The sequence below is a fragment of the Micromonospora sp. NPDC050187 genome (assembly GCF_044459745.1).
Classification (GTDB): Bacteria; Actinomycetota; Actinomycetes; order Mycobacteriales; family Micromonosporaceae; genus Micromonospora.
The window spans coordinates 103,017-125,518 of the sequence record NZ_JBITJH010000019.1; the positions used below are offsets into that span (position 1 = coordinate 103,017).

Below are 22,502 nucleotides of genomic sequence, written 5' to 3' on the forward strand. Positions count from 1 at the left end.
TCGGCCCCCACGCGGCTACGCGGTCGCGACCTCGGTCGACGCCCGGGACGCCCGGTCGGTGGCCTCCCCGGCACGTCCGTCCACGGTTGGCCCCGGGTCGCCCGTCCGCTCCGCGTCGCCCGTCGTCCCCACGTCCCCGGGGCCGGCTGTCTCCACCGGGGCCGGGACGCCGCTGACGAAGTCCTGAGGACGGTTCCCGGGCGGCTGGGTGCGGTCGGCCGCGTGGTCGAGCACCCGCAGCGCGGCCAGCGCCGCCATCGGCACCACCAGCGCCCCGGCCGCGCCCGCGACGTCCAACGCCGAACCGCCGAGCATCCCGCCGATCACCGCGGCCACGGCGGTACCGGCCATCGCGGCCCGCATCGCCGGATAGATGCCGAACAGGCGCATCAACCCGCCCCAGGGCTGGAAGAGGGCGAACCACACCAGCACCGCGCCGGCCACGGCGAGGACGGTCAGCGGGCTGCCGACCAGGGTGTCGAAGTTGGCGGTGCTGGACCGGTGCACGGTCAACCCGGCCCGCCCCTCCCCCAGGGCGGCGAGGAACCGGCCCAGGCTGCCCCGCTCGGTCGGGGGCCGGCGCAGGTCCAGCAGGCCCAGCCCGATGGTGACCGCCAGGCCGGTCATGCTCGCCCAGACCAGCCGGCTCAGGGTCAGCCACCCGCCGGTGCAGATCACGGCGGCGACGGTCACCCCGGCGGTCAGCGCGATCGCGCCGACCGAGTCCGCGCCGAGGTACGGGCTGCCGACGATCACCACGGCGGCGGTGCCCACCGCCACCACCACGGTCGGCCGCCAGCGCCGGCCCACCCGCTGGGCCAGCCAGCCGGCGGTCAGCAGCACCCCGGCGAGGAACGCGCCGAGCCCCACCGTGCCGAGGCCGGCGTACCGGCCGCCCTCCAGGGTCGAGTAGCCCACCACCCCGTTGAGTTGCAGACGGGCCCCGGTGAGCACGTCCACGCCGACGGCGAGGGTGGTCAGCCCGGCCACCGCGCCCAGCGGACCGAGGGTGCGGTCGTGTCCGGGCGCGAACCGGACCAGCGCGGTCGCCCCGGCCAGCAGCAACACGGTCACCACGGCGAAGTACCAGCCCGCGTGTTCCCCCTGCCACCAGGGCACCAGGTCGGCGACCAGGGCTGCCGGGATGGCCAGCGCGGCGGCGACCAGCAGTATCTCGACGGTCGCCACCACGGACCGGGGCGCCGGGGTGGGGCCCACCGGACCGGCGTGCCGACGGGCCCGCCGCAGCAGCGGGAGGACCGCCACGGCGAGCAGCACCTGGAAGCCGGCGAGCAGGACGAAGAACCATCCGGCGACGCGCCGCTGGGCGCCGGCCTCCCGGTCGGCGTCGGCCGGCGCGTCGACGGCGGCCCGCAGGTCCGCCGGGCGACCCTCGACCGGGGTGGCGGCCCGGCCGATGAAGTTGCGTTCCGGCAGCGGACGGTCGAGCACGGTCAACGCGGTGGGGGCCAGGTCGACCAGTTGCAGGTAACCGTCGCGGCCGGTGCTGGCCGAGGTGAGCCAGCCCCGTTCCCAGCCCGGTCCGTCGGCGACCGCCACGTGCAGCCGGGCCGGCGCGGCGGTGTCCGAGACCCCGGCGACCAGCACCAGGGAACGCGGTGGGCGGGCGGCCAGCACCCGGGCCAGGGCGGCGTCGGCGCGACGCGCGGCGGCGTCCCGGACGGCCCGGTCCTCCCCGCTGACCGTGCCCAGGTCGACGATGCTCAGCACGCAGGAGCCCAGCAGGGGGGCCGGGTCGGCGGGCAGGGCGGGTTCGTACCGGTCGACCCGGCCGAACGGGCGGGCGGCGGCCACGGCGGCACCGGGACCGACGGCGACGGCGCAGCGCACCGACTCGGCCAGCGCGCCGGGCACCGCACCCCAGGACAGCCGGTCCTGGTTGTGCAGGACCACGCTCTCCTGCTGGGGCAGGTTGGCACCGAACCCGTCGGGCTGCTCCACCTCCACGTCCACGGCCGGGCAGTCCCCGGCCGGCCGGGTGGTGGTGTTCCAGGCGGCGAAGTTGCCCGCGCCGAGGGTGAGCCAGCCGTCGACCGGGCAGGTCGGCCGGCGGGCCGACCGGGCCGACAGCGAGCCGATCGACCCGTTCTCGGCCATCCGCCACAGCGTCGGCGTGGTCTCCGGGTCCACGTCGTCCCACCGCAGGCCGGGCACGCCGGCGATGACAACGAAGTCGGCGTCCGGTCGGCGCGGCGCGCCGTCCGGCTCGACGGCCAGCGCGGCCACCCCGAGCAGCACGACGAGCAGGGTCAACAGCAGTGGAGTGACACGGCGCAGCATCAACCACGCCCCGTCGCGGCCCCGGCGTCCGGGGCGGCCGGCCCGGCGGCGTCGCCGGTCAGGTCGGCGTAGAGGTCGACCAGGGCGGCGACGGTGTCCGCCTCGGTCGGCCAGGTCGCCGCCCGGGCGGTGCCCCGGCGGGCCAGCTCGGCGCGGCGGGACTCGTCGTCGAGCAGGTCACGGACCGCCCGGTCGACCGCGTCGACGTCGCCGGACGGGATCAGCACCGCGGCGTCGCCGACCAGTTCCGGCAGCCCGCCCACCCCGGTCGCCACCAGCGGTACGCCGGCGTTCAGCGCCTCCTGCGCGAACAGCTGCCGGGCCTCCCAGTCGCTGGTCACCACCGCGAGGTCGGCCCCGGCGAGGAGGTCCGCCACGTCGGTGCGGTGCCCGAGCAGCGTCACCGGGGCGCGGGCGGCGGAGATCCGGGCGGCCAGCGGCAGGTAGGCCGGGCCGCTGCCGGCGATGACGACCACCGGCGGTGGCGTGCGGTCCCGCCACCGGGCGGCGGCGTCGACCAGCACGTCGTAGCGCTTCTGCGGGTGCAGCCGCCCGACCGAGAGGATCAGCGGCTGCCCGGGGGCGACGGCGAACTCGGCCCGTACGGCGGCGCGCCGCCGGCGCGGCGGGGGCAGGGCCGGCGCGGCCACCGGAGCGAGCCGGGCGTCGGTCGCGCCGAGCGCGGTGACCCGGGCCACCAGATCGCTCGACGCGCCCAGGGCGACCCGGGCCCGACGGGCGACCAGGCGTTCGGCCACCCCGGAGAGCCGTCCCCGCAACCCTCCGGCGAGGACGGCGTTGTGCCACGTGACCACCAGCGGGGCGGCCGGCCGGGCGAGGACGGCGACGAGACCGGCGCGCAGCCCGTGCGCGTGCACCACGCCGACCGGCTCGGCCGCGAGGGCCCGGCGCAGCGCGAGCACCGCGCGGGCATCGGCCGGAGTGGGACTCGCCGGGATCTCCACCGGCGTGAACCGCGCGCCCGCGCCGACGAAGTCGAACTGTTCCTGGGTGGCGGCCGGTCCGCAGACCAGCACGGACGTGCCCTGGGCGACCAGCCCACGGGTCACCGACCGGACGTGCTGCCCCACCCCGCCGGTGCTCGACGCGAGCAGCAGGGCCACCGTGCCCTGCCACCCGGCCCCACTCCTGGCACTCACCGATTCACCCTTCCGTCATCCGGGGTCCGTTGGGGACGGCCGACGCGGCCCCGACCGGGCAGCCGGCGGAGCACTCCCGCCAGCAGCGGCCGTACGTCCCGCCGGTCGGCCGGATACGCCACGGCGAGGAACACCACGCCCACCACGACTCCGGACAGCATGCCCTCCAGCACCGCCCGGGGTGTCGTCGGGGTACCGGCACCCGTCCCGGCCAGCATTCGCGCCACCTGTGCCCCGGCCAGGGCGGCAACGGTCGCCGCGAGCACCCCGGCGATGCCGGCGCGGACGATGCCGGCCAGTGCGGCCGGCCCTGCCGCCCGGCGCACCGCGACCAGCAGCAGCCCGCCCAGCAGCAGCATTCCGACGCTGTTGGCCAGCGCCACGGCCAGCACCCGGTCGGCGACCGGCAGCACCGCCGCCAGCGGCAGCGCGACCACCGGCACGGCGAGCCAGCCGAGGGTGATCGCCACGGTGGCGGGGCGGGTGTCGCCGCGCGCGTAGAGGGCCCGGGAGAGGACCGCGAACAGGCCGTACCCGAGCAGGCCCGGCGCATACCCGGCGATGGCGGCGGCGGTGCCGTCCGGGTCGGCCGGGTAGAAGAAGGCGGCCACCGGGGCGGCGGTGCCGACCAGTGCCGCCGCGCCGAGGCAGCTGAACAGCAGCACCCCCCGGACGGTCGGCGCGAGGGTCCGGCGGTAGCCGTCCTCGTCCCCGCCCGCCGACGCCGCCGCGAGGGTCGGGTACGCGGCCACCGCGAGCGGCACCGCCAGCACCGCCCAGGGCAGCAGGTACATGGTCTGTGCCAGGTTGAACACCTGGGGGGAGCCGGTGGGGCCACCGGTGACCCGGTTGAGGATCACCAACAGGGCGACCTGCTGTGCGGTGACGGTGACCGCCCCGGCCACGGCCAGCGCGCCGACCCGGGCACGCGCGTCGGCGGTGAAGGCGTACCCGGGCCGCAGCCGCAGCCCCAGCCGGCGCAGCGGCACCAGCAGCGACAGCGACAGCACCACCACGCCGAGGGTGGTGCCGGCCGACAGGATCAGCTCGCCGCCCCGGCTCACACCGGCCACCGTGACCCCCCGTCCCTCGGTGCCACCGAAGGCGAGGTAGACCACGACCACGGTGAGGCTGGAGAGCAGCGGCGCGAGCACCGGCCAGGCGAACCGCCGGTGCGCCTGGAGCACCCCGGTCAGCACGATGCCGATGCCGTAGAGCGGCAGTTGCGGCGCGAAGACCCGCAGCATCCGGGCCCCGGCGGCGAGTTCGTCCGCCGACCGGTCGGTGCTGATCGCCGCGATGATCGGGTCGGCGAGGAGCACCACCAGCACCGCCAGCGGCACCAGCAGGGTCACCGTCCAGGTCAGCAGCGCCCCGGTGGTGGCGGCCACCGCCGTACGGTCCCCGGCCGCCACCGCCCCGGCCAGCAGCGGGACGACCAGGCTGGCCAGCGCGCCACCGGCGACGATCTCGAAGATGATGTTCGGCACCGTGTTGGCGACGACGTACATGCCGCCCAGGTCGCTGTCCTCGACGACCCAGGTGAAGACGGCGGTACGGGCGAAGCCGGTGAGCCGCGCGGCCACGGTGAGGACGGCGATGAGCGCGGCCGCTCCGGCGACACGGCCCGCGCCGGCGAGGGGTGCCGGTGCGCTCACGTCAGGCGGGGCGTCGGCCCAGCGCGTCCAGCTCGCGCAGTCCGGGGGTCTTCTGGATGACCGCCGTGAAGCTGACCTTCTCGCTGGCCGCGGTGAGCCCGGCGAGGACGGCGAGGATCCCGGCCCGCCCGACCGGTCCGGTCCGGGCGGCCAGGGCGACGCCGAGCAGCGCGCCGAGCGCGTTGGCCCCGCTGTCGCCGAGCATCACCTTCTCGTCGAGGTCGTCGCGGATCAGCCCGGCGGCGGCGCCGACCGCCCCGGCGGCCAGCCCGCCGTGCGGACCGCGCACCAGCGGCGCGCCGAGCAGGATGCCGGACTTCAACGCCCGGCCGGGGCGCAGGTCGAGCAGGTTGAGCAGGTTCGCCGTACCGGCGACCACGCCCGCGCCGAGCAGCACATCGGTGGTCCGGCCCAGGGTGCCCAGCCGCTGCCGCCGCCGGTGGGCGGCGACCTGGGGGTCGGCGGCGAGCAGGGCGGCGGCGGCGAGACCGGCCGCGCCCACCCCGACGACCTTCACCATGCCGGCGGTGACCATGCCCTCGCGCAGCGCGGTGAGGTGACCAGCGAAGCCCTTCGCGGCCTTCTGCTCCGGCCGGGCGCCCACCACGTCGTCGTAGAGGCCGACCGCGCCGGCCCCGAGCCCGGCGACCAGCGCGGCGGCGCCGGAGGCGGGGCTGGCCGCGCCGAGCGCACCGGCGGTGGCCGCGCCGGCGGCGAGCGCCGGACCGGCGGCCAGGGTGACCGTGTGGCCCCGGAAGTTGGTGCGTTCCAGCGCCGGACCGGCCGGCGAGCTGCGGACCTGACCCAGCAGGTGGCGGGCGGCGAGCGCGCCGGCCCCGGCGGCCAGCAGCCGGGCGGTACGGTTCCACACGCTCATGCCGACCACCCCCGCCGGTACGCGGGACGGGACGATGCGGGCATCGGGGCGCTGCGTTCGCTCACTGGGGCAGTTTAGGCACCAGCGACGCGGCGTTGTCGCCGACACCGTAGTGCCCCGCCTTCTTCTCGTTGACCTGCTGCACCAGAGCCATCACGGCGACCAGTTGTCCCTGTGGCGTGTTGCCGTTGTCGACGGTGGAGATGGACTGCGACAGCACCGGGTCACCCCGGACGACGGCGACCACGTTGCCGCCGGCCGAGCCGTTGCCCGCCACCACGATCGTGCCGGTCCGGTCGAACTGCTCGGCGATCTTCACCACCGACTCGTCCTTCCGGTCGGCCTCCTTGTCCACGTACGGCTGGCCGCTGACCACCACGACCGCCTCGGCGGCGCCGGTGACCGGCTCGGCGGAGGTGACGTAACCGGCGTTGGCGTACGCGGCGAGCACCGCCTTGCGGTCCGCCTCGGTGACCGCCGGGGTGCGGTCCAGCAGCACGTTCGCCAGCAGCGCGCTGGAGGTCTCCACGCCGTGCCCGTTGCCGGGCAGGTTGGCGGTCGGCGCGCCGGTGGGACCGGCGGCGGTCGCCGTCAGCTCCAGCAGGTTGTTGTTGTTGTCCGGGCTGACGAACTTGTCCTGGACGTCGAGCCGCCCGGTGACCGTGGCCCCCGCGGTCTGGAGCATCTTCACCACACCCTCGGTGTGGTCCCGGCCGGTGGGCAGGCCCACCACCAGCACCCGCTTGCCGGTCAGCGTGCCCGGCAGGAACGCCTGGGCCATCTCCGCCGCGAAGTCCTCCTCCAGTTCCATCTCGCGTTGCAGGTTGTTGACCGCCTGGCGCATCTGCTGGTTGTCCTTGCTGAGCGAGTTGACCCGCTCCTTCAGCGAGTCGGCCACCGGCCCGTTCAGGGCGGCGGTGCCGACCACCAGGCCGATGGCCAACGCCAGGAAGACCGCGGTCAGGGACACCACGTGGTAGCGGAAATTGATCACGCTTACAGCCTCTTGATCGGTCGGGAGCTAGAAGATCTGGCCGAGCTGGAACACGAAATTGTCCCACCACTCCGAAGCCACACCCAGGTACGCCTTGCCGACGGTGGAGACGGCCACCGCCGAGGCCATCGCCGCGACCGCGGAGAGGACCAGGAGCAGCAGGGAGGATCCTGAGATGCTCTGCCGGTAGAGCCGGCTCACCCCCTTGGCGTCGACCAGCTTCCCGCCCACCTTGAGCCGGGTCAGGAAGGTCGAGGCCATGCCGCCGCGCCCCTTGTCGAGGAACTCCACCAGCGTGGCGTGGGTGCCGACGGCCACCAGCAGCGACGCGCCCTTCTCGTCGGCCAGCAGCATGGCCAGGTCCTCGCTGGTGGCGGCGGCGGGAAAGGTCTGCGCCGGCACCCCGAGCCCGTTGACCCGGGCCAGCCCCGGCGCCCGCCCGTCCGGGTACGCGTGGACGATCACCTCGGCGCCGCAGCGCAGCACGTCGTCGGTGACCGAGTCCATGTCCCCGATGATCATGTCAGGGGTGTAGCCCGCCTCGACCAACGCGTCCGCGCCGCCGTCCACGCCGATCAGCACCGGCTTGAACTCCCGGATGTACGGGCGCAGCACGTCCAGGTCGTCCTTGTAGTCGTAGCCACGGACCACGATCAGGCAGTGCCGACCCCGCATCGAGGTCTGGATCTCCGGCACGCCCACCCCGTCGAGCAGCAGGTCGCGCTCCTGCTTGAGGTAGTCCATGGTGTTCGCGGCGAACGCCTCCAGCTGGACCGACAGGCCCTCCCGCGCGTCGGCCATCGCCTTGGCCACCGCCTCGGCGTCCTGGAGGGTGCCGTGCGCCACCGGATCGTCGCCGACGTAGACCGTGTTCCCCTCGATCCGGACGACGTCGCCCTCCCGGATCCGCTGGAAGACCCCCTCGCCCAGGTCGTCCAGGAGGGGGATCCCGGCGGACACCAGCACCTCCGGTCCCAGATTCGGGTAGCGGCCGGAGATCGAGGGCTTCGCGTTGAGCACGGCGGCGACACCGACGGCGACCAGCGAGTCGGCCGCCACCCGGTCCACGTCGACGTGGTCGATCACCGCGATCTCACCCGGCCGCAGCCGGCCGACCAGTCGCTTCGTCCGGCGGTCCAGGCGCACGGTACCGACGAGGGAGCCCGGTTCCGTGCTCCGGTTGCGGCGCAAGGTGGGTAGACGCATCGTGACCATCCTGGCATGGGTGGCAGGGTTTTCCGTCGCGACATGCCTGAGCAGGGCCGCCTACCCAGGGAAGCACAGGTGAGCGCAGCCCGGTGTGGCTGCGCTCACAGATCCGAGGTCACGGCCGCCGTTCCCGGGCCGCCACCGCCAGCAGTTCCTCCGCGTGGGCGATACCCAGATCGGAGTCCGGCAAACCCGCGAGCATCCGGGCCAGCTCCCGGGCCCGCTCGGTGTCCTCCACCACCCGCACACCGCTGGTGGTCACCGCTCCCCCGGTGTCCTTCGCCACCACCAGGTGCCGGTCGGCGAACGCGGCCACCTGCGGCAGGTGGGTGACCACCAGCACCTGGTGGCTGCGGGCCAGCCGGGCCAACCGGCGACCGATCTCCACCGCGGCCTGACCGCCGACGCCGGCGTCCACCTCGTCGAAGACCAGCGTGGGCGGACCGCCGGAACCGGCGAAGACCACCTCGATGGCGAGCATCACCCGGGACAGCTCGCCCCCGGAGGCGCCACGCTGCAACGGCAGCGCCGGCGCGCCCGGGTGGGCCAGCAGCCGCAGTTCGACCTCGTCGGCGCCGTCCGGGCCGACGCCGACCTCTGCGCCGCCGACCTCCAGGGTCGGTTCGCTGCGACCCGGCGACCGGGGCAGCACCGCCACCTCGATCCGCGCGTGCGGCATCGCCAACCCGGCCAACTCGGCGGTGACCTCCTCGGCGAACCGGGACGCCGCCTCCCGCCGGGACGCCGACAGCCGGGCGGCCAGGTCGGCCACCTCGGCCGCCAGTCGTTGCCGCTCCCGGTCCAGCTCGTCGAGGACATCGTCGGAGGTGTCCAGGTCGGCTAGGCGGGCCCGGGCACGCTCCGCCCAGGCCACCACCCCGTCGACGTCGTCGGCGTACTTGCGGGTCAGGGTGCGCAGCGCGGCGCGGCGCTCGTAGATGGTCTGCAACCGGGCCGGATCGGCGTCGAGCGCCGCGAGGTACCCCGACAGCTCCGCCGAGACGTCCCCGACCAGGGTGGCCGCCTCCTCGATCCGGGCCGCCAGGTCGGCCAGCGCCGGATCCGTGCCGGCCTGCGCCTCCAGGGCGCGTCGCGCCACCCCGAGCAACGCGTTGGCGTCCGCCACCTCGTCGGTCGGCTCCGCGCCGCCGGCCACGCACTGGTAGGCGGTCTGCGCGGCGGTGCGCAGCCCCTCGGCGTGCTCCAGCCGCTGCGCCTCCGCCTTGAGTTCGTCGTCCTCACCCGGCTGCGGGTCGACCCGGGTGATCTCGTCCAGTCCGAGCCGGAGCAGGTCCGCCTCCTGGTGGCGTTCCCGGGCGTTGCGTCGCCGGTCGGCCAGGTCGTCGACCACCCGGCGCCACCGGGTGTACGCCTCCCGCTGCTCGTCGAGGAGCTTCTCGTGCGCCGGGCCGGCGAACCGGTCCAACGCGGCCCGCTGCTCGGCCGGCCGCAGCAGCCGGAGCTGGTCGGACTGGCCGTGCACGGCCACCACCTGCTCGCCGACCTCACCGAGCATGGCCACCGGCATGCTCCGGCCGCCCAGGTGCGCCCGGGAACGTCCCTCCACGGTGACCGTGCGGCTCAGCAGCACCGAGCCGTCCTCGTCGGGCTCACCACCGGCGTCGACGACCCGGGCGTGCACCGACGCGGCGACCCGCCCGGTCAGCCGCAGCCGCCCCTCGACCACCGCCCGGCCCGGCTGGGCGCGCACCCGACCGGCGTCGGCCCGGCCGCCGAAAAGGAGCCCCAGACCGGTGACGACCATGGTCTTGCCGGCACCCGTCTCGCCGGTGATCACGTTCATGCCGCCGGTCAACGGCAGCGTGGTGTCGTCGATGACGCCCAGTCCGGTGATGCGCAGCTCCTCCAGCACAGCCACCGACAGTAGACGCGGCCCCCGACAGTTGACCAGCCGGCGGGCCGGGTCGTCGCGTGAGCTGCGGCGTCGTACAGTTCTGCCACGTGTTGGACGTGATCGGCCTGACCAGCGACGAGGAGGACGTCTACCGCTGCCTGGTGCACCTCACCACGGCGCGGGAGGACGAGCTGGCCGAGCGGCTGCGCCGCCCGGTCGGGGAGATCCGCGCCCCGCTCGCCGCCCTGCAGGGCAAGGGACTCGCGCTGCCGACCGGTCCGGAGCCGGACGCGCCGCTGCGACCGCTGGCGCCCGACGTCCCGCTCGGCGAGGCGCTGCTGCGCCGACAGGAGGCGCTGGAGGCCGCCCGCGCCGCCGTCACGCAGCTCACCGAGGAGTACCGGGCCGGGATGCGGCGACACGATCCCGACCACCTGGTGGAGGTGGTCACCGGCGCGCAGGCGCTGCGGGAGCGGCTACGCGACCTCCAGAACGGCGCCCGGGTCGAGGTGCTCTGGTTCTGCCGGGCGAACCCGCTGGCGATGGCCGGGCCGGAAAACGTCGAGGAGTTCGACGCGCTGGCCCGTGGCGTCCGCTACCGGGCCATCTACGAGCGTGGGATGCTGCTCGAACCGGGCGCGCTGACGGACGTCGAGCGGGGCGTGGACGCCGGTGAGCAGGCCCGGGTCCTGGACCGGCTGCCGGTCCGGTTGGCCATCGTGGACGGCCGGACGGCGCTCTGCCCACTGGTGCCGGAACGGGGCGACGGCGAACCGAGCGCCGCGGTGATCGGCCGCAGTCAACTGCTCGACGCGCTGCTCGCCCTCTTCGAGAGCCACTGGTTGATGGCGACGCCGCTGCGCTCGTCCGCCACGGCGGCCCGGCCCGGCACCGACGGCTACCGCCCGGACGCCGACGAGGTCCGGCTGCTGTCCCTGTTCGTGGCCGGTGTGCCGGACAAGTCCATCGCCTCGCAGCTCGGGGTCAGCCGGCGCACCGTGCAGCGGCGGCTCGCCGACCTGATGGCCGTCGCCGGCGTGGACACCCGTCCCGGGCTGGCCTTCCAGGTCGCCCGGCGGGGCTGGGTCTGAGGACCGGGGCGGGACGGCCGAGCACCGTCCCGCCCCGGGTGTCAGCGCAGCCCGTACGCGTCGAGCACGGTCTGGTCGACGGTGTTGCCGGCCCGGTCGCGGGCGTGCACCCGCAGCGACACCGTGCCCTTGCCGGCCGGCACCACGGCGGTGTACCGGGTGCCGGAACCGCGCACCGGCACCGACCGCCAGGTCCGTCCGCTGTCGAACGACACCTCGGCCCGCAGGTCGGTGCCGGTCGGCGCCGGCACGCCGGCCGGCTGGCGCAGGGTCAGCCCCAGCCGGTGCGCCCGACTGCCGACCACCTCGCCGCGCAGGTCCGCCGGGACCTGGTAGTCCACCTGGAGCAGTGGCAGCGGCCGGGCCGCGTCCCCGGTCGGGCGGGCCGAGGTGAACTGCCAGGCCGTCTCGGTACGGGTGGCGAAACGCCACTCCTCCGAGGACCGCCGGGTGGTCACGTCCAGCCGGTAGCGGGCCGCCTCCGCGACGGTGGGCACCGGGGCCCAGCCGCCGGAGAGGTCGGCGATCCGCGTCCCGTTCCGGCTCACCCGGACCTCCACGGTGTCCTGCTCCTCACCGCGCCCGGCCGGGCTGTGGTTGCTGGCGGCGTCGACGAACTCGGCCACCCGGAGGTCGAGCGTGTCCCCGGTGCGGGTGGGCACCGTCGTTCCACCGGCGGCCGGCACGGCCGGCCGGATCACCGGGCCGTGCCAGCTCTCGGTCTCCCGGTCGTCGGCGGCGTACCGCCGGGGCTCTCCGGTCAGTCCGCCGGTCAGCTGCCCCCAGCCCGCGTACATGAGCCGGTGCAGGACCCGGTGCTGCCACCAGGAGTCACCGGCGCTGACGAACTCCTGCCGGGTCGTGCCGGTCCGCACGATCCGCTGGTCGTCGTTCCAGGAGAACGTCTGCCACGGACGCCAGCCGAACCGCTGCTCGGTGGCCCAGTCGAGGCCGCCGGTGTCGCCGTAGTGGGCGGTCACCTCGGCGGTGTTCCGCGCGGTGACCGTGTGCACGATCCGCTCCGGCACCCGGCCCTGCGACACCTGGAACACGTCGTACAGGTACGGGCTGTCCACGGTCAGCGTCAGGTCCAGCGTCGCCCGGCCGGCCCGCGCCGCCGCGATCAGCCGCTGGCCGGCGTCGTACGCCACCACCAGCGCCGGGATCGGCAGCCGGTCCCCGGTCGGACGCCAGACCGTCCACGCGCTCTGGTCAGCCGGCCGGACGACGAGCACCGTCGCCGCGCCAGCGGTGGCCGCGGCGGCCACCTGCTCCTCCTCGGCGCGGTCCGGGTCGCTGGTGAGCAGCACGGCGGCCCCCTTCACCCGGGCCAGCTCGGCCGGGTTCCCGGTGCCGGCGAACACCAGCGGCAGCTTGCGCCGGCCGGTCGGGGCCGGCGACTGGCCGAGGAGGTTGATGTCCAACGGGTCGGAGACCCCCTTGACCCGGGCGTCCACCATCGGCGCGACGAGTTGCCAGCGGGAGGAAAACTCGAACTCGCCCCTGGTCACCCGCCGGGTCGGCGTGACGTTGACCTGCTGCACCGTGCTGTACGCCTGCACGCCGTGGTCGACCTGCCGGCCGTTGCCGAACACCCGGTGCTCGTAGAAGCTGATCGTCGCGCGCTGCTCGGCCGGCTTCGGCGTCTCGATCCGGATCGGCGTGCCCCGGCGGGGGTCCAGCACCACGGTCAGGTCCCGGTCGACGGTCAACTCCGGATCGGTGACCAGGGTGAGCTGCTCGTCCAGCGGGGCGCCGTGCTCGATGAGCCCCTGGAGGATGTACGGTCCCTCCTCGACCCGCACCGTCCGGCTCTCTCCCCCGCCGAGCCAGGTCAGGGTGTCCGATTCGGGCTGTTCGCCGAAGAGGGTGACCACCGGGGCCCCGCCGGGCTGCCCGGCCATGTCCAGCGCCCGGAGGGTGACGGTGTGCGCCGGGCCGCTGAGGGCGAGTCCGACGGCGGTACGCACGGTGACACCGTCCGCGCCGGTGGCCACCAGCCAGCCGCCGTGCGGGCCACGGCCCAGCTTCGCCGGGTCGGCCCGCAGCGGGACGGCCACGCTGCCGCCGGCCGGCACGGTCACCTCGCCGGCACCGACCGAGACACCGTCCGGATCGGCCGCGCCGCTGTCCAGGTTGCGCAGGTCCAGGGCCAGCCGGAGGGTCTGCGCGGCGCCGGTGCCGTTGGTGTACGTCACCGTCCGCTCCACGGCCGCGCCCCCGGTGGCCAGGCGGGCGAAGTCGGCGGTGGCCGACCCGTACACCCGCTGGCCGAGCGCCCGGGTCACGTCGAGCCGGCCGCCGCCCTGCTCGAAGACGGTCAGCGCCGGGTTCGCCCGCGCGGTGCTGACCAGCGCGTCCTTGAGCCTCGCGGCGGTCCAGTCGGGGTGCTCCTGAGCCAGGATCGCCGCCGCCCCGGCGACGTGCGGGGTCGCCATCGAGGTCCCGGACGCCTGGGTGTACGCGTCACCCACCGGCGTGCCCATGGTGGTGCCGGTGGCCCGGGCCGCGACGATGTCGACGCCCGGCGCGGTGATCTCCGGCTTGAGGCCGTTGTCGCCGAGGCGCGGACCCCGGCTGGAGAAGTCGGCCAGGTCGTCGGCGCGGTCCACCGCGCCGACGGTGAGCGCGGCGTCGGCCGCGCCGGGCGCGCCGACGCTGCGTGCCGCGCCGTCGTTGCCGGCGGCGACCACGAACAGCGTGCCGGTGGCGGCGGTGAGGTCGTTCACCGCCTGGCTCATCGGGTCGGTGCCGTCGGTCGCGGAGCCGCCGAGGCTCATGTTGACGACCTTCGCGCCGGAGCGGGCCGCCCACTCCATGCCCGCGATGATCCCCGAGCTGTAGCCGGAACCGGAGTCGTCGAGCACCTTGCCGACCAGCAGCCGGGCGCCGGGGGCGACGCCCTTGCGCAGGCCGTCCGAGGCGGCGCCGCTGCCGGCGATGGTGGCCGCCACGTGGGTGCCGTGGCCGTGCCCGTCCCGGACGCTCCCGCTGCCGGAGAAGTCCTGCGCGTCGGCGATCCGGCCGGCGAGGTCCGGGTGCGCGGTGTCGACACCGGTGTCGAGCACCGCCACCGTGACGCCACTGCCGTCCCGGCCGGCCGCCCAGGCCGCCGGGGCACCGATCTGCGGCACGCTGTGCTCCAGCGCCGGACGGACCCGCTCGTCCAGCCAGACGCGGGCGATGCCGGCCCCGAGCCGGGGCGTGCCGGCGGCGGTGGCCCGGGCTTCCGCCGTGCCGCGCAGCGTCGTCCACAGGCCACCGAGGTCGCTCCGGCCGACCCGCAGCGCCGCGCCGTTGATGCTCTCCAGCGGCCGGGCGTCGGTGGTCCCGGCGAGCGGCCGGACCCGACCGGCGGCCGGGGCCTGGTAGCGCACGATCAGCGGCAGCGAGCCCTGCGCCGCGTCGCCGTACCCGTCGGCGACCAACTCCTGCACGTCGAACAGGTCCGGGTCGAGCACCCCGGCGGAGACGTACGGCACGACGTCGCTCGGCAGCACCCGCAGCCCGCCGTCGGCCTCGATGGTGTGGAAGGTGATCCGGTCGCGGCCGGGGCCGGGGCGGACCGTGGCGGCCACGCGGCCGGGGGCGGCCGGGGTGAGGTCGACCTGGTCGCCGGTGATCAGGGTGACGCGGACCGGCGCGGTACCCGGCGTGGGCGTGCCCGGTTGCGGTCCGGTGGGCCGGGCGGGGTCGGCGGACGCCGGTGCGGCGAGCCCGACCACCAACGCGCCGACCGCGCCGGCGACGAGCCAGCGTGGGGGCCAGTGCATGCGATGCGCTCCTCTACTCCAGGGGGCCGGTCTCCAGGAGATCGACCGCTCGGAGTCTGCGCCGGAGCGCACCGCGTGGTCACTAGCTGCGGGCCGCCGCACCAGCGACATGTCGCCAGGTGGACACCCCGACGGCACCGGCCGGACGCCCAGGTGTACGGCCGGTTGCCGCCCCGGTCATCGCAGGCATGGGGGCCGGGCAACGCAGGCGTGGGGCCGCCGCGCACGGGCGCGCCCGCCGGCCGGGCTCAGCGGCGGCCGCCCCGCCAGCCGTGCACGGGCAGCCGGAACTTCGCCACCAGCCGGTCGGTGAAGGAACGCGCCCGCAGCCGCACGATGCGCACCGGAAGCGAACCCCGCCGGACGGTGACCCGCGCTCCCGGCGGCAGGTCGTACACCCGACGCCCGTCGCAGCAGAGCACGGCGAGTGTGGTGAACGGGTCCACGGTGATCGAGAAGATCGAGGTGGGTGCGGTGACCAGTGGCCGGCTGAACAGGGCGTGCGCGCTGATCGGCACCAGCAGCAGCGCCTCCACCTCCGGCCAGACGACGGGACCGCCGCCGGAGAACGCGTACGCGGTGGAGCCGGTGGGTGTCGCGCAGACCACCCCGTCGCAGCCGTACCGGGACAGCGGCCGGCCGTCCACGTCGACCAGGAGTTCGAGCATCTGCGCCCGTTCTCCCTTCTCGACGCTGATCTCGTTGAGCGCCCACGACTCGATGGTCGGGCCGCCCTCGAACTCGGCGGTGACGTCGAGGGTGAGCCGCTCGTCCACCGTGTAGTTGCGCTCGACCACCTCCCGGACGGCCAGGTCGAGGTCGTCGATCTCGGCCTCGGCCAGGAACCCGACCTTGCCGAGATTGATCCCGAGCAGCGGCACCTTCGTCGGGCGGGCCAGTTCCGCCGCCCGCAGGAAAGTCCCGTCCCCGCCCAACGCGAAGACGATCTCGGCTCCCTCGGCCGCCGCAGGCCCTTCCACCGGCACCACACCGGGCAGGTCCAGGTCCTCGGCCTCCTCGGCGACGACCCGCACCTCGAACCCGGCGGCGATCAGGTCCGCCGCGACCGCCCGCGCGTGTTCGGTGCTGCGCCGGCGACCGGTGTGCGTCACCAGCAGCGCCGTCCGGCCCACCGGCTCAGTCGCGCCCACCACGCCGCGCCTCCCGTCCGACCACCGCACTTCTCGTCACCGAAACCGGCCTTCCGTCCCCGACCGCGCGGGCCCACCCCGCGCTCACTGCGCCGACCTCTCGGCCCCGGCCGGGCCGCGTCCCGCGTCCACCGGAGCGGGCTCCCCCGGTGACCGGGGACCGGCCAGGGCCACCGACCGGACCCGCTCGGCGTCGGCCGACGGCGCGTCCCGGCGTAACCATACGAAGAATTCGACGTTGCCGCTGGGCCCCGGCAGAGGGCTGGCCGCCACGTCGGCCAGGCCGAGGCCGAGGTTCGCGGCGGCGGCGGCCACGTCGAGCACCGCCTCGGCCCGCAGCAGCGGATCGCGGACCACGCCACCGGAGCCGACCCGCTCCCGGCCCACCTCGAACTGGGGCTTCACCATCAGCGCCAGGTCCCCGTCGGGCCGGGTGCAGCCGGCCAGGGCCGGCAGCACGAGCCGCAGCGAGATGAACGACAGGTCGGCCACGGTCAGGTCGACCGGGCCGCCGACCGCCTCCGGGGTCAGCGTCCGCACGTTGGTCCGCTCCAGGACCCGTACCCGGTCGTCGTTCCGCAGCGACCAGGCGAGCTGCCCGTAGCCGACGTCGACCGCGACCACCTCGGCCGCGTCGGCGCGCAGCAGCACGTCGGTGAAACCGCCGGTGGACGCGCCGGCGTCGAGGCAACGCCGGCCGGCGACCGGCAGGCCGGTGAAGGCGGCCAGCGCGCCGGCCAGCTTGTGGCCGCCCCGGGAGACGTACTCGGAGCCGGGATCCGCGCCGGTGACCCGCAGGGCGTCGGCGGGGTCGACCATCGCGGCGGCCTTGCGGGCGACCACCCCGCGCAGCTGGACCCGGCCCGCCTCGACGAGAGCGGCGGCCTGCTCGCGGGATCGGGCCAGACCACGGCGGACGAGTTCGGCGTCCAGCCGGTTACGACGTGCCATGGGGTGGTTCTCCGGTCGGTCAGGTCTGGTCGATGGTGGCGAGGGTTTCCCGCAGCGTCTGGTACGCGGCCTCGTAGTGGGGGATCTGGTCGGCGGGAGCGAGCGCGGCCGCGTTCACGATCGCCCGCACGGCGGCGTCGACCGCCGGGTGCCGGGCGTCGTCGCCGTCGTCCGGTTCGATCTCCTGATGGGACGGCCCGGGACGGAGTCCGGGTGGCGGTCCCGGCCGTGGGCCTCCGCCGGGCGGTCCCGGTCGGGGCCCGCTGGCCGGCGGTCCCGGCCGTGGGCCTCCGCCGGGCGGTCCCGGTCGGGGCCCGCTGGCCGGCGGTCCCGGACGGAAGGCGCCCGACGGCGGGCCGGGACGGAACGGGGCGCTCACGACCGGCCCCGGCGGCACCGTCCGGTCATCCGGCGGCACCGTCCGGTCATCCGGCCGCACCGTCCGGTCATCCGGCCGCACCCGAACCCGGTTCGTCCCCGGTCGGGCCGGGGGCCGTCTTCTTCACGGCCTTCTTCGCCACCGTCTTCTTCACCACGGCCTTCTTCGCCGGGGTACGCAGCTCGAGCCGCGTCTCGTCCTCGTCGGTGGTCCGGCTGACCGTCGCCGGAGCCTTCTTGGCGACCGTCTTCTTCGCCACGGTCCTCTTCGCGACCGTCTTCTTCGCCACCACGGTGGTGGTCGACGGCTCCTGCGCGCCGGCCAGCTCGGACGCCGCCCTCGCCTCGCGCAACTGCCGCTCCAGCTCGTGCACCCGCCGGGTCAGCTCGGCGACCTCGTCGGCGGTGGCCAGCCCCACCGCGCCCAGCGTCCGGTCCACCTCGAACCGGACCAACTTGGTCAGCGACTCCCGGTTGGCCGCGCTGGTCGCCACGAGTTCCTCGGCCAGGGCCTGCAACTGGGCGGCGGTCGCCCCGCCGGAGCCGACGAGCCGCCGGACCGCGTCCTGTGCCTTCTTCCGGGGCGCCTCCGTGAGGCCCATGGCCAGCTCGAGGTAGGCGCGCCACGCGTCCTGCATACCTGAGTCCTTCCGTGGGAATCGGGATGTGCTGGTGTCACGCTACCGGGCCGGCGGGCAGCCCCCGTGCGGTACCGTGCCGGGAGCGGACGTGGCGAGAGGCGAGGGAGCGACGGTGGCCAGCGTTGACGAGTGTCGGCAGGCGTTGCGGGACCTGGCCGCGCGGCTGGACGCGAACGCGGACAAGGTCCGCGAGCGCATCGACCTGGACCGCACCCTCGCCTGCCGGATCACCGACCTCGACACGGCCTTCCACGGCCGGCTCGCCGGTGGCCGACTGGTCGACCTCGTCGACGGTGACGACCCGAAGGCCAAGATCGCACTCAGCACCACCGGCGACGACCTGCTCGCCCTGGTCCGTGGTGAGCTCGACGTGACGCGGGCGGTGGCGTCCCGCCGGGTGTCCATCAAGGCCAACCCGTTCGACCTGATGAAGCTCCGCAAGCTGCTCTGATCCGGCCCGGTCACCGGGGCCTGGCCGGCGGGGGCCGCGTCGTCGCCGGCGAGCTGGGCGGCGAGTCCGGGCCAGGCCACCACATCCGATCCTGGTCGTCACCGAAGTCCACCGGCCGCAGCCCGGCGAGCGACGCCTCGGCCCGGTCGGCCGGCTGCCTCAGTCGGGCAGGCCGAGGGTGCGCAGGGCCCGCTCTGCCTCGGGCGAGACCGCCCGGACCGGCCGCCGCGCCGCCTCCGCCGTGGACCAGGCCACCGCACAGAGCGCGGCCAGTGCGTCCAACGGTCGACCCGACCCGCTCACCTCGAGCACGCCGTCGCGGACCGCGACGGACCACCCGCCGGTCGTCGCCTCGCCGGGGACGCGCACCACCGCGTCCGGGTCGAAGAGTCCCGCCAGGTCGACCGAGACGTACGTCGGCCGGGCCTGCGGTGGGGCGGCGAGCAGGTCGGCCACCCCGTGGACCCCGGTCAACACCAGCAGACTCGGCAATCCGGCCCGGCACGCGCCCTCGATGTCGGTGTCCAGCCGGTCGCCCACCACCAGGCAGCCCGCGTCGTCGGCCCGCCGGGCGGCGGTGGCGAACAGCGCCGGCTCCGGCTTGCCCACCACCAGGTCGGGATCCCGGTCGAGAGCCGTACGCAGCGCCGCGACCAGCGCGCCGTTGCCCGGCAGCGGCCCTCGGGGGCTGGGCAACGTGCGGTCGGTGTTGGTGGCGACCCAGGTGGCACCGGAACGGACGGCGATCGCCGCCTCGGCCAGATCAGCCCACCCGACCTGCGGACCGTACCCCTGGACCACGGCGACCGGCTCCTCGTCGGCCCGGCTGACCGGACGCAGCCCCGCCGCGCGGATCTCCGCCCGCAAGGCGTCGGCCCCGACCACCAGCACCGCCGCGTCGGCGGGAAGTCGGTCCCGGAGCAACTCGGCGGCTGCGGCGGCGGAGGTCAGCACCTCCTCCGACCGGGCCGGGACCCCCATGCCGGTGAGCAGTTCGGCGACCTCCGAGGAACGGCGGGAGGCGTTGTTGGTGGCGTACGCGACGAGGTGGCCACCGGCGCGCAGCCGGGCGACCGCCTCCACCGCGCCGGGGATCGGCCGGTCGATCAGGTAGATCACCCCGTCGAGGTCGAAGACCACCAGACGGAATCCGTCGACCAGCCGATCCCCACCGCCATCGCTCACCGTCGGTCCGCGCCCAGGGTTCCGTCGGACTCCTCCGACACCGTGTCGGGGGTTCCGGTTTCCCGGGCCACCTCGTGCCCGGCGGCCTCTGACACCCCGACGGTTCCGGCGGATCCCAGGTCCTCGGCAGGCTCGCTGTCCTCGACAGATTCGCCGTCCTCGGCAGTCTCGACCGAGTCCGTCGTGTCGACGACAGGGGTGTCGTCCTCCGCCCGGACCGTCTCCGGCGCATCCACGCCGGCCGAGTCCTGGTCGGCGGACACCTCGTCGTCCTCGTCCTCGTCGCCCTCGAGCACCACGCCGTCCAGCTCCAGCAGGCGCTCGGCGGCGTCGGTCTCGGACTCGGGGTCCACCTCGGCGGCACGGGCGAACCACTCCCGCGCCTCCTCGCGCCGGTCCGCCGCCAGCAACGCGTCGGCGTAGGCGTACCGCAGTCGCGCGCTCCACGGCTGGACCTGGTCACCGGTCAACTCGCGCACCTGCAGCATCGCCACGGCGGCGTCCTTCTGCCCGAGGTCCCCCCGGGCACCGGCGGCGACGATGAGCAGCTCGATCGCCACGGCCGGGTCGAGCGCGTCCCGGTCGGCGCCCCGGAACAGGTCGATGGCCCGTTCCGGACGTCCCAGCGCCCGCTCACAGTCGGCGAGCACCGCCAGGTGGCTCTGCGATCCGGTCATCCGGTGGTACGTCCGCAGGTCGGCGATGGCCGTCTGCCACTCCCCGGCGTGGTACGCGGCCAGCCCGACGGCCTCGCGTACGGCCGAGATACGGGCGGCCAGGCGGCGGGCCGCCAGCGCGTGCGCGAGCGCCTCGGCCGGGTCCTCGTCGATCAGCTGGCCGGTCGCCACGAGATGCCGGGCGACGGTCTCCGCCACCGGCTTGGCGAGCGAGAGCAGCTCCGCCCGAACGGCGGTGTCGAGGTCGGTCGCCACGATCTCGTCCGGCAGGGCCGGTGCCTCGGCGCGACCGCCGTCCGTCGGTTCCCGCCGATCCTCGCGGCGGCTGTCCCGACCCTCCGGCCGACCGTCCCGCTCCTCACGGCGGGGGCCGCCGAAGCGGTCACCCTCGCGACGACGGTCGCCGAACCGGCCGCCGTCGTCGCGGCGCGGACGGTCGCCGTAGCCGCCCCGGTCGTCCTCCCGGTACGCACGCGGCCGGTCCTGGCTGCGGTCCCGGTCACCGTCGCGGAAGCCCTCCCGCGGGCCGCGACCGCCCTGGTCGCCGCCCCGGAAGCCACCCTGTGGCCGGTCACCACCACGGAATCCACCGTCCCGACGGTCGCCCTCCCGGGAGTAGCCCTCCCTCGGACCCGAGCGGTAGCCACCACCCTCGCCCCGGTCGTCCCGACGGAAGCCGCCCTCGCGACGGTCGCCACCCCGGAAACCGCCCTCACGGGGAGCACGGTCGCCACCCCGGAAACCGCCCTCACGCGGAGCACGGTCACCACTCCGGAAACCGCCCTCACGCGGAGCACGGTCACCACTCCGGAAACCACCCTCACGCGGAGCACGGTCGTCCCGACGGAACTCCCCACCCTCACGGGAACCGCCGGGGCGGAACCCGCCCTCACCACGATCGTCCCGACGGAAGCCGCCCTCACGCGATTCACGGTCGTCGCGACGCACGTCGCGTCCCCGGTGTTCGCCACCACGGAACCCGGTGTCGCGGGACGGTCCGCCCCGGAAGCCGCCCTCACGGCGGTCGCCACCTCGAAAACCGCCCTCACGCGGAGCACGGTCGCCACCTCGAAAGCCACCCTCACGAGGGGCGCGGTCGCCACCCCGGAAGCCACCCTCACGAGGGGCGCGGTCGCCACCCCGGAAGCCACCCTCACGAGGGGCGCGGTCGTCCCGACGGAACTCCCCACCCTCACGACGGAAGCCACCCTCACGGGAACCGCCAGGGCGGAACCCGCCCTGACTCGGAGCCCGGTCGTCCCGACGGAAGCCGGCGTCCCGAGGTCCACGGTCGTCGCGGCGAGGCCCGCTGTCACGGGATCCCCGGTCGTCCCGGCGGAAGCCGCCCTCACCACGGTCGTCACGGCGGAACCCGCCGTCACGGTCACTTCCCCGGACAGAACCGCCACCCGAGGGGCCGGAGCGGAAACCACCCGCGCCCCGGTCGTCCCGACGGAAGCCGCCCTCACGGCGGTCGCCACCCCGGAAACCACCCTCACGGGGAGACCGATCGTCCCGACGGAAGCCGCTTTCACCACCACGGTCGTCGCGGCGGGAGTCGCCGCCGTCACGCCGGAAACCGCTGCCGCCACGGTCGTCCCGACGGAAGCCTCCATCCCGGCGGTCGTCGCCACGGAACCCGCCCTGACGGCGGTCGTCGTCGCGGCGGAAGCCGCCCGGACGGCTGTCACCGTCACGGCGGAAGCCGCCACCGTCCCGGGATCCACCGTCCCGGGATCCACCGTCGCGCGGCCCGGACCGGAAGTCGCCGGTCCGACGGTCGTTGTCGCGGAATCCGCCCTCGCGACCGCCCCGGTCCGCGCCGTGACCGCCACGCTGTCCAGCGGAGCGCGGATCACGGTCGCCACGGTACGGCGGTCGGTCGTCCCGGCGCGGCGACCCCTCACGGCCGCCTCGGCGGTCGGTACGGTCCTCGTCCCGACGGGGACGGTCTCCGCCCTGGGGTCCTGAACTCACAGGTACATCCTTCCTCAGTGCGCCACAAACGGCACTACGCAGTCGAGGGCCGACCCCGTTGGGGGCGGCCCTCGACTGAAAAGAAGTCCGGCGGTGTCCTACTCTCCCACACCCTCCCGAGTGCAGTACCATCGGCGCTGGAGGGCTTAGCTTCCGGGTTCGGAATGTAACCG

Annotated in this window: 17 protein-coding genes and 1 rRNA gene; 3 read left to right on the forward strand and 15 right to left on the reverse strand. The window is 75.4% G+C overall.

The annotated features are described in order from the left end of the window. Positions 1 to 15: 15 nt before the first annotated feature. From ACIBJE_RS25045 to recN, 7 genes are all read right to left on the reverse strand, one after another. The gene (locus tag ACIBJE_RS25045; RefSeq protein WP_396752309.1) at positions 16 to 2,301 is read right to left on the reverse strand and encodes a hypothetical protein; all 2,286 of its coding nucleotides are present in this window, start codon (positions 2,299 to 2,301) and stop codon (positions 16 to 18) included. Continuing rightward, positions 2,301 to 3,461 (reverse strand): glycosyltransferase family 4 protein, encoded by a 1,161-nt coding sequence (locus tag ACIBJE_RS25050; protein ID WP_396752311.1) that lies wholly within the window; start codon positions 3,459 to 3,461, stop codon positions 2,301 to 2,303. The genes ACIBJE_RS25045 and ACIBJE_RS25050 overlap by 1 nt, the downstream gene beginning before the upstream one ends. After that, on the reverse strand, positions 3,458 to 5,119 hold the full coding sequence (murJ, locus tag ACIBJE_RS25055; RefSeq protein ID WP_396752314.1) for a murein biosynthesis integral membrane protein MurJ: 1,662 nt from the start codon (positions 5,117 to 5,119) through the stop codon (positions 3,458 to 3,460). Before murJ ends, ACIBJE_RS25050 begins: the two co-directional genes overlap by 4 nt. A 1-nt stretch (position 5,120) precedes the next feature. Continuing rightward, a complete protein-coding gene (locus ACIBJE_RS25060; RefSeq protein WP_396752316.1) occupies positions 5,121 to 5,996 on the reverse strand; it encodes a hypothetical protein in 876 nt (291 codons plus the stop codon). A gap of 61 nt (positions 5,997 to 6,057) precedes the next feature. Then, positions 6,058 to 6,990, reverse strand: coding sequence for a copper transporter (locus ACIBJE_RS25065; RefSeq protein ID WP_396752319.1), 933 nt, complete (start codon positions 6,988 to 6,990; stop codon positions 6,058 to 6,060). 27 nt (positions 6,991 to 7,017) lie between these two features. Further along, a complete protein-coding gene (gene steA / locus ACIBJE_RS25070) occupies positions 7,018 to 8,196 on the reverse strand; it encodes a putative cytokinetic ring protein SteA (RefSeq protein ID WP_396752321.1) in 1,179 nt (392 codons plus the stop codon). Between the two features lie 118 nt (positions 8,197 to 8,314). Then, entirely contained in the window at positions 8,315 to 10,072 is a 1,758-nt protein-coding gene (gene recN / locus ACIBJE_RS25075; RefSeq protein ID WP_396752352.1) for a DNA repair protein RecN, read from the reverse strand. A gap of 89 nt (positions 10,073 to 10,161) precedes the next feature. Here recN and ACIBJE_RS25080 point away from each other — a divergent pair, with 89 nt between their 5' ends. Further along, a complete protein-coding gene (locus ACIBJE_RS25080) occupies positions 10,162 to 11,145 on the forward strand; it encodes a TrmB family transcriptional regulator (RefSeq protein ID WP_396752324.1) in 984 nt (327 codons plus the stop codon). Positions 11,146 to 11,186: 41 nt separating this feature from the next. Here ACIBJE_RS25080 and ACIBJE_RS25085 read toward each other — a convergent pair whose 3' ends face one another. The 5 genes from ACIBJE_RS25085 to ACIBJE_RS25105 all read right to left on the reverse strand — a co-directional run bounded on the left by ACIBJE_RS25085 (position 11,187) and on the right by ACIBJE_RS25105 (position 18,036). After that, entirely contained in the window at positions 11,187 to 14,918 is a 3,732-nt protein-coding gene (locus tag ACIBJE_RS25085; protein ID WP_396752327.1) for a S8 family peptidase, read from the reverse strand. Positions 14,919 to 15,166: 248 nt separating this feature from the next. Further along, the gene (locus ACIBJE_RS25090) at positions 15,167 to 16,051 is read right to left on the reverse strand and encodes an NAD kinase (protein WP_396752354.1); all 885 of its coding nucleotides are present in this window, start codon (positions 16,049 to 16,051) and stop codon (positions 15,167 to 15,169) included. 102 nt (positions 16,052 to 16,153) lie between these two features. Beyond that, positions 16,154 to 17,020, reverse strand: a complete 867-nt coding sequence (locus tag ACIBJE_RS25095) for a TlyA family RNA methyltransferase (RefSeq protein ID WP_396752329.1) — start codon at positions 17,018 to 17,020, stop codon at positions 16,154 to 16,156. A 19-nt stretch (positions 17,021 to 17,039) separates the two neighbouring features. After that, the gene (locus tag ACIBJE_RS25100; RefSeq protein WP_396752331.1) at positions 17,040 to 17,399 is read right to left on the reverse strand and encodes a hypothetical protein; all 360 of its coding nucleotides are present in this window, start codon (positions 17,397 to 17,399) and stop codon (positions 17,040 to 17,042) included. A 67-nt stretch (positions 17,400 to 17,466) separates the two neighbouring features. Further along, a complete protein-coding gene (locus tag ACIBJE_RS25105; protein ID WP_396752332.1) occupies positions 17,467 to 18,036 on the reverse strand; it encodes a phasin family protein in 570 nt (189 codons plus the stop codon). A gap of 115 nt (positions 18,037 to 18,151) precedes the next feature. Between ACIBJE_RS25105 and ACIBJE_RS25110 the strand changes: the two genes are divergently transcribed. Then, the gene (locus ACIBJE_RS25110) at positions 18,152 to 18,490 is read left to right on the forward strand and encodes an SCP2 sterol-binding domain-containing protein (protein WP_396752334.1); all 339 of its coding nucleotides are present in this window, start codon (positions 18,152 to 18,154) and stop codon (positions 18,488 to 18,490) included. A 159-nt stretch (positions 18,491 to 18,649) separates the two neighbouring features. Here ACIBJE_RS25110 and ACIBJE_RS25115 read toward each other — a convergent pair whose 3' ends face one another. Further along, positions 18,650 to 19,675 (reverse strand): HAD-IIA family hydrolase, encoded by a 1,026-nt coding sequence (locus ACIBJE_RS25115; RefSeq protein WP_396752336.1) that lies wholly within the window; start codon positions 19,673 to 19,675, stop codon positions 18,650 to 18,652. Next, positions 19,672 to 20,571, reverse strand: coding sequence for a tetratricopeptide repeat protein (locus ACIBJE_RS25120; protein ID WP_396752356.1), 900 nt, complete (start codon positions 20,569 to 20,571; stop codon positions 19,672 to 19,674). Before ACIBJE_RS25120 ends, ACIBJE_RS25115 begins: the two co-directional genes overlap by 4 nt. A gap of 741 nt (positions 20,572 to 21,312) precedes the next feature. Here ACIBJE_RS25120 and ACIBJE_RS25125 point away from each other — a divergent pair. Further along, positions 21,313 to 22,323, forward strand: coding sequence for a hypothetical protein (locus tag ACIBJE_RS25125; RefSeq protein ID WP_396752338.1), 1,011 nt, complete (start codon positions 21,313 to 21,315; stop codon positions 22,321 to 22,323). Positions 22,324 to 22,414: 91 nt separating this feature from the next. Here ACIBJE_RS25125 and rrf read toward each other — a convergent pair. Then, positions 22,415 to 22,502: ribosomal RNA gene (gene rrf / locus ACIBJE_RS25130) — 5S ribosomal RNA — on the reverse strand; the annotation flags it as partial.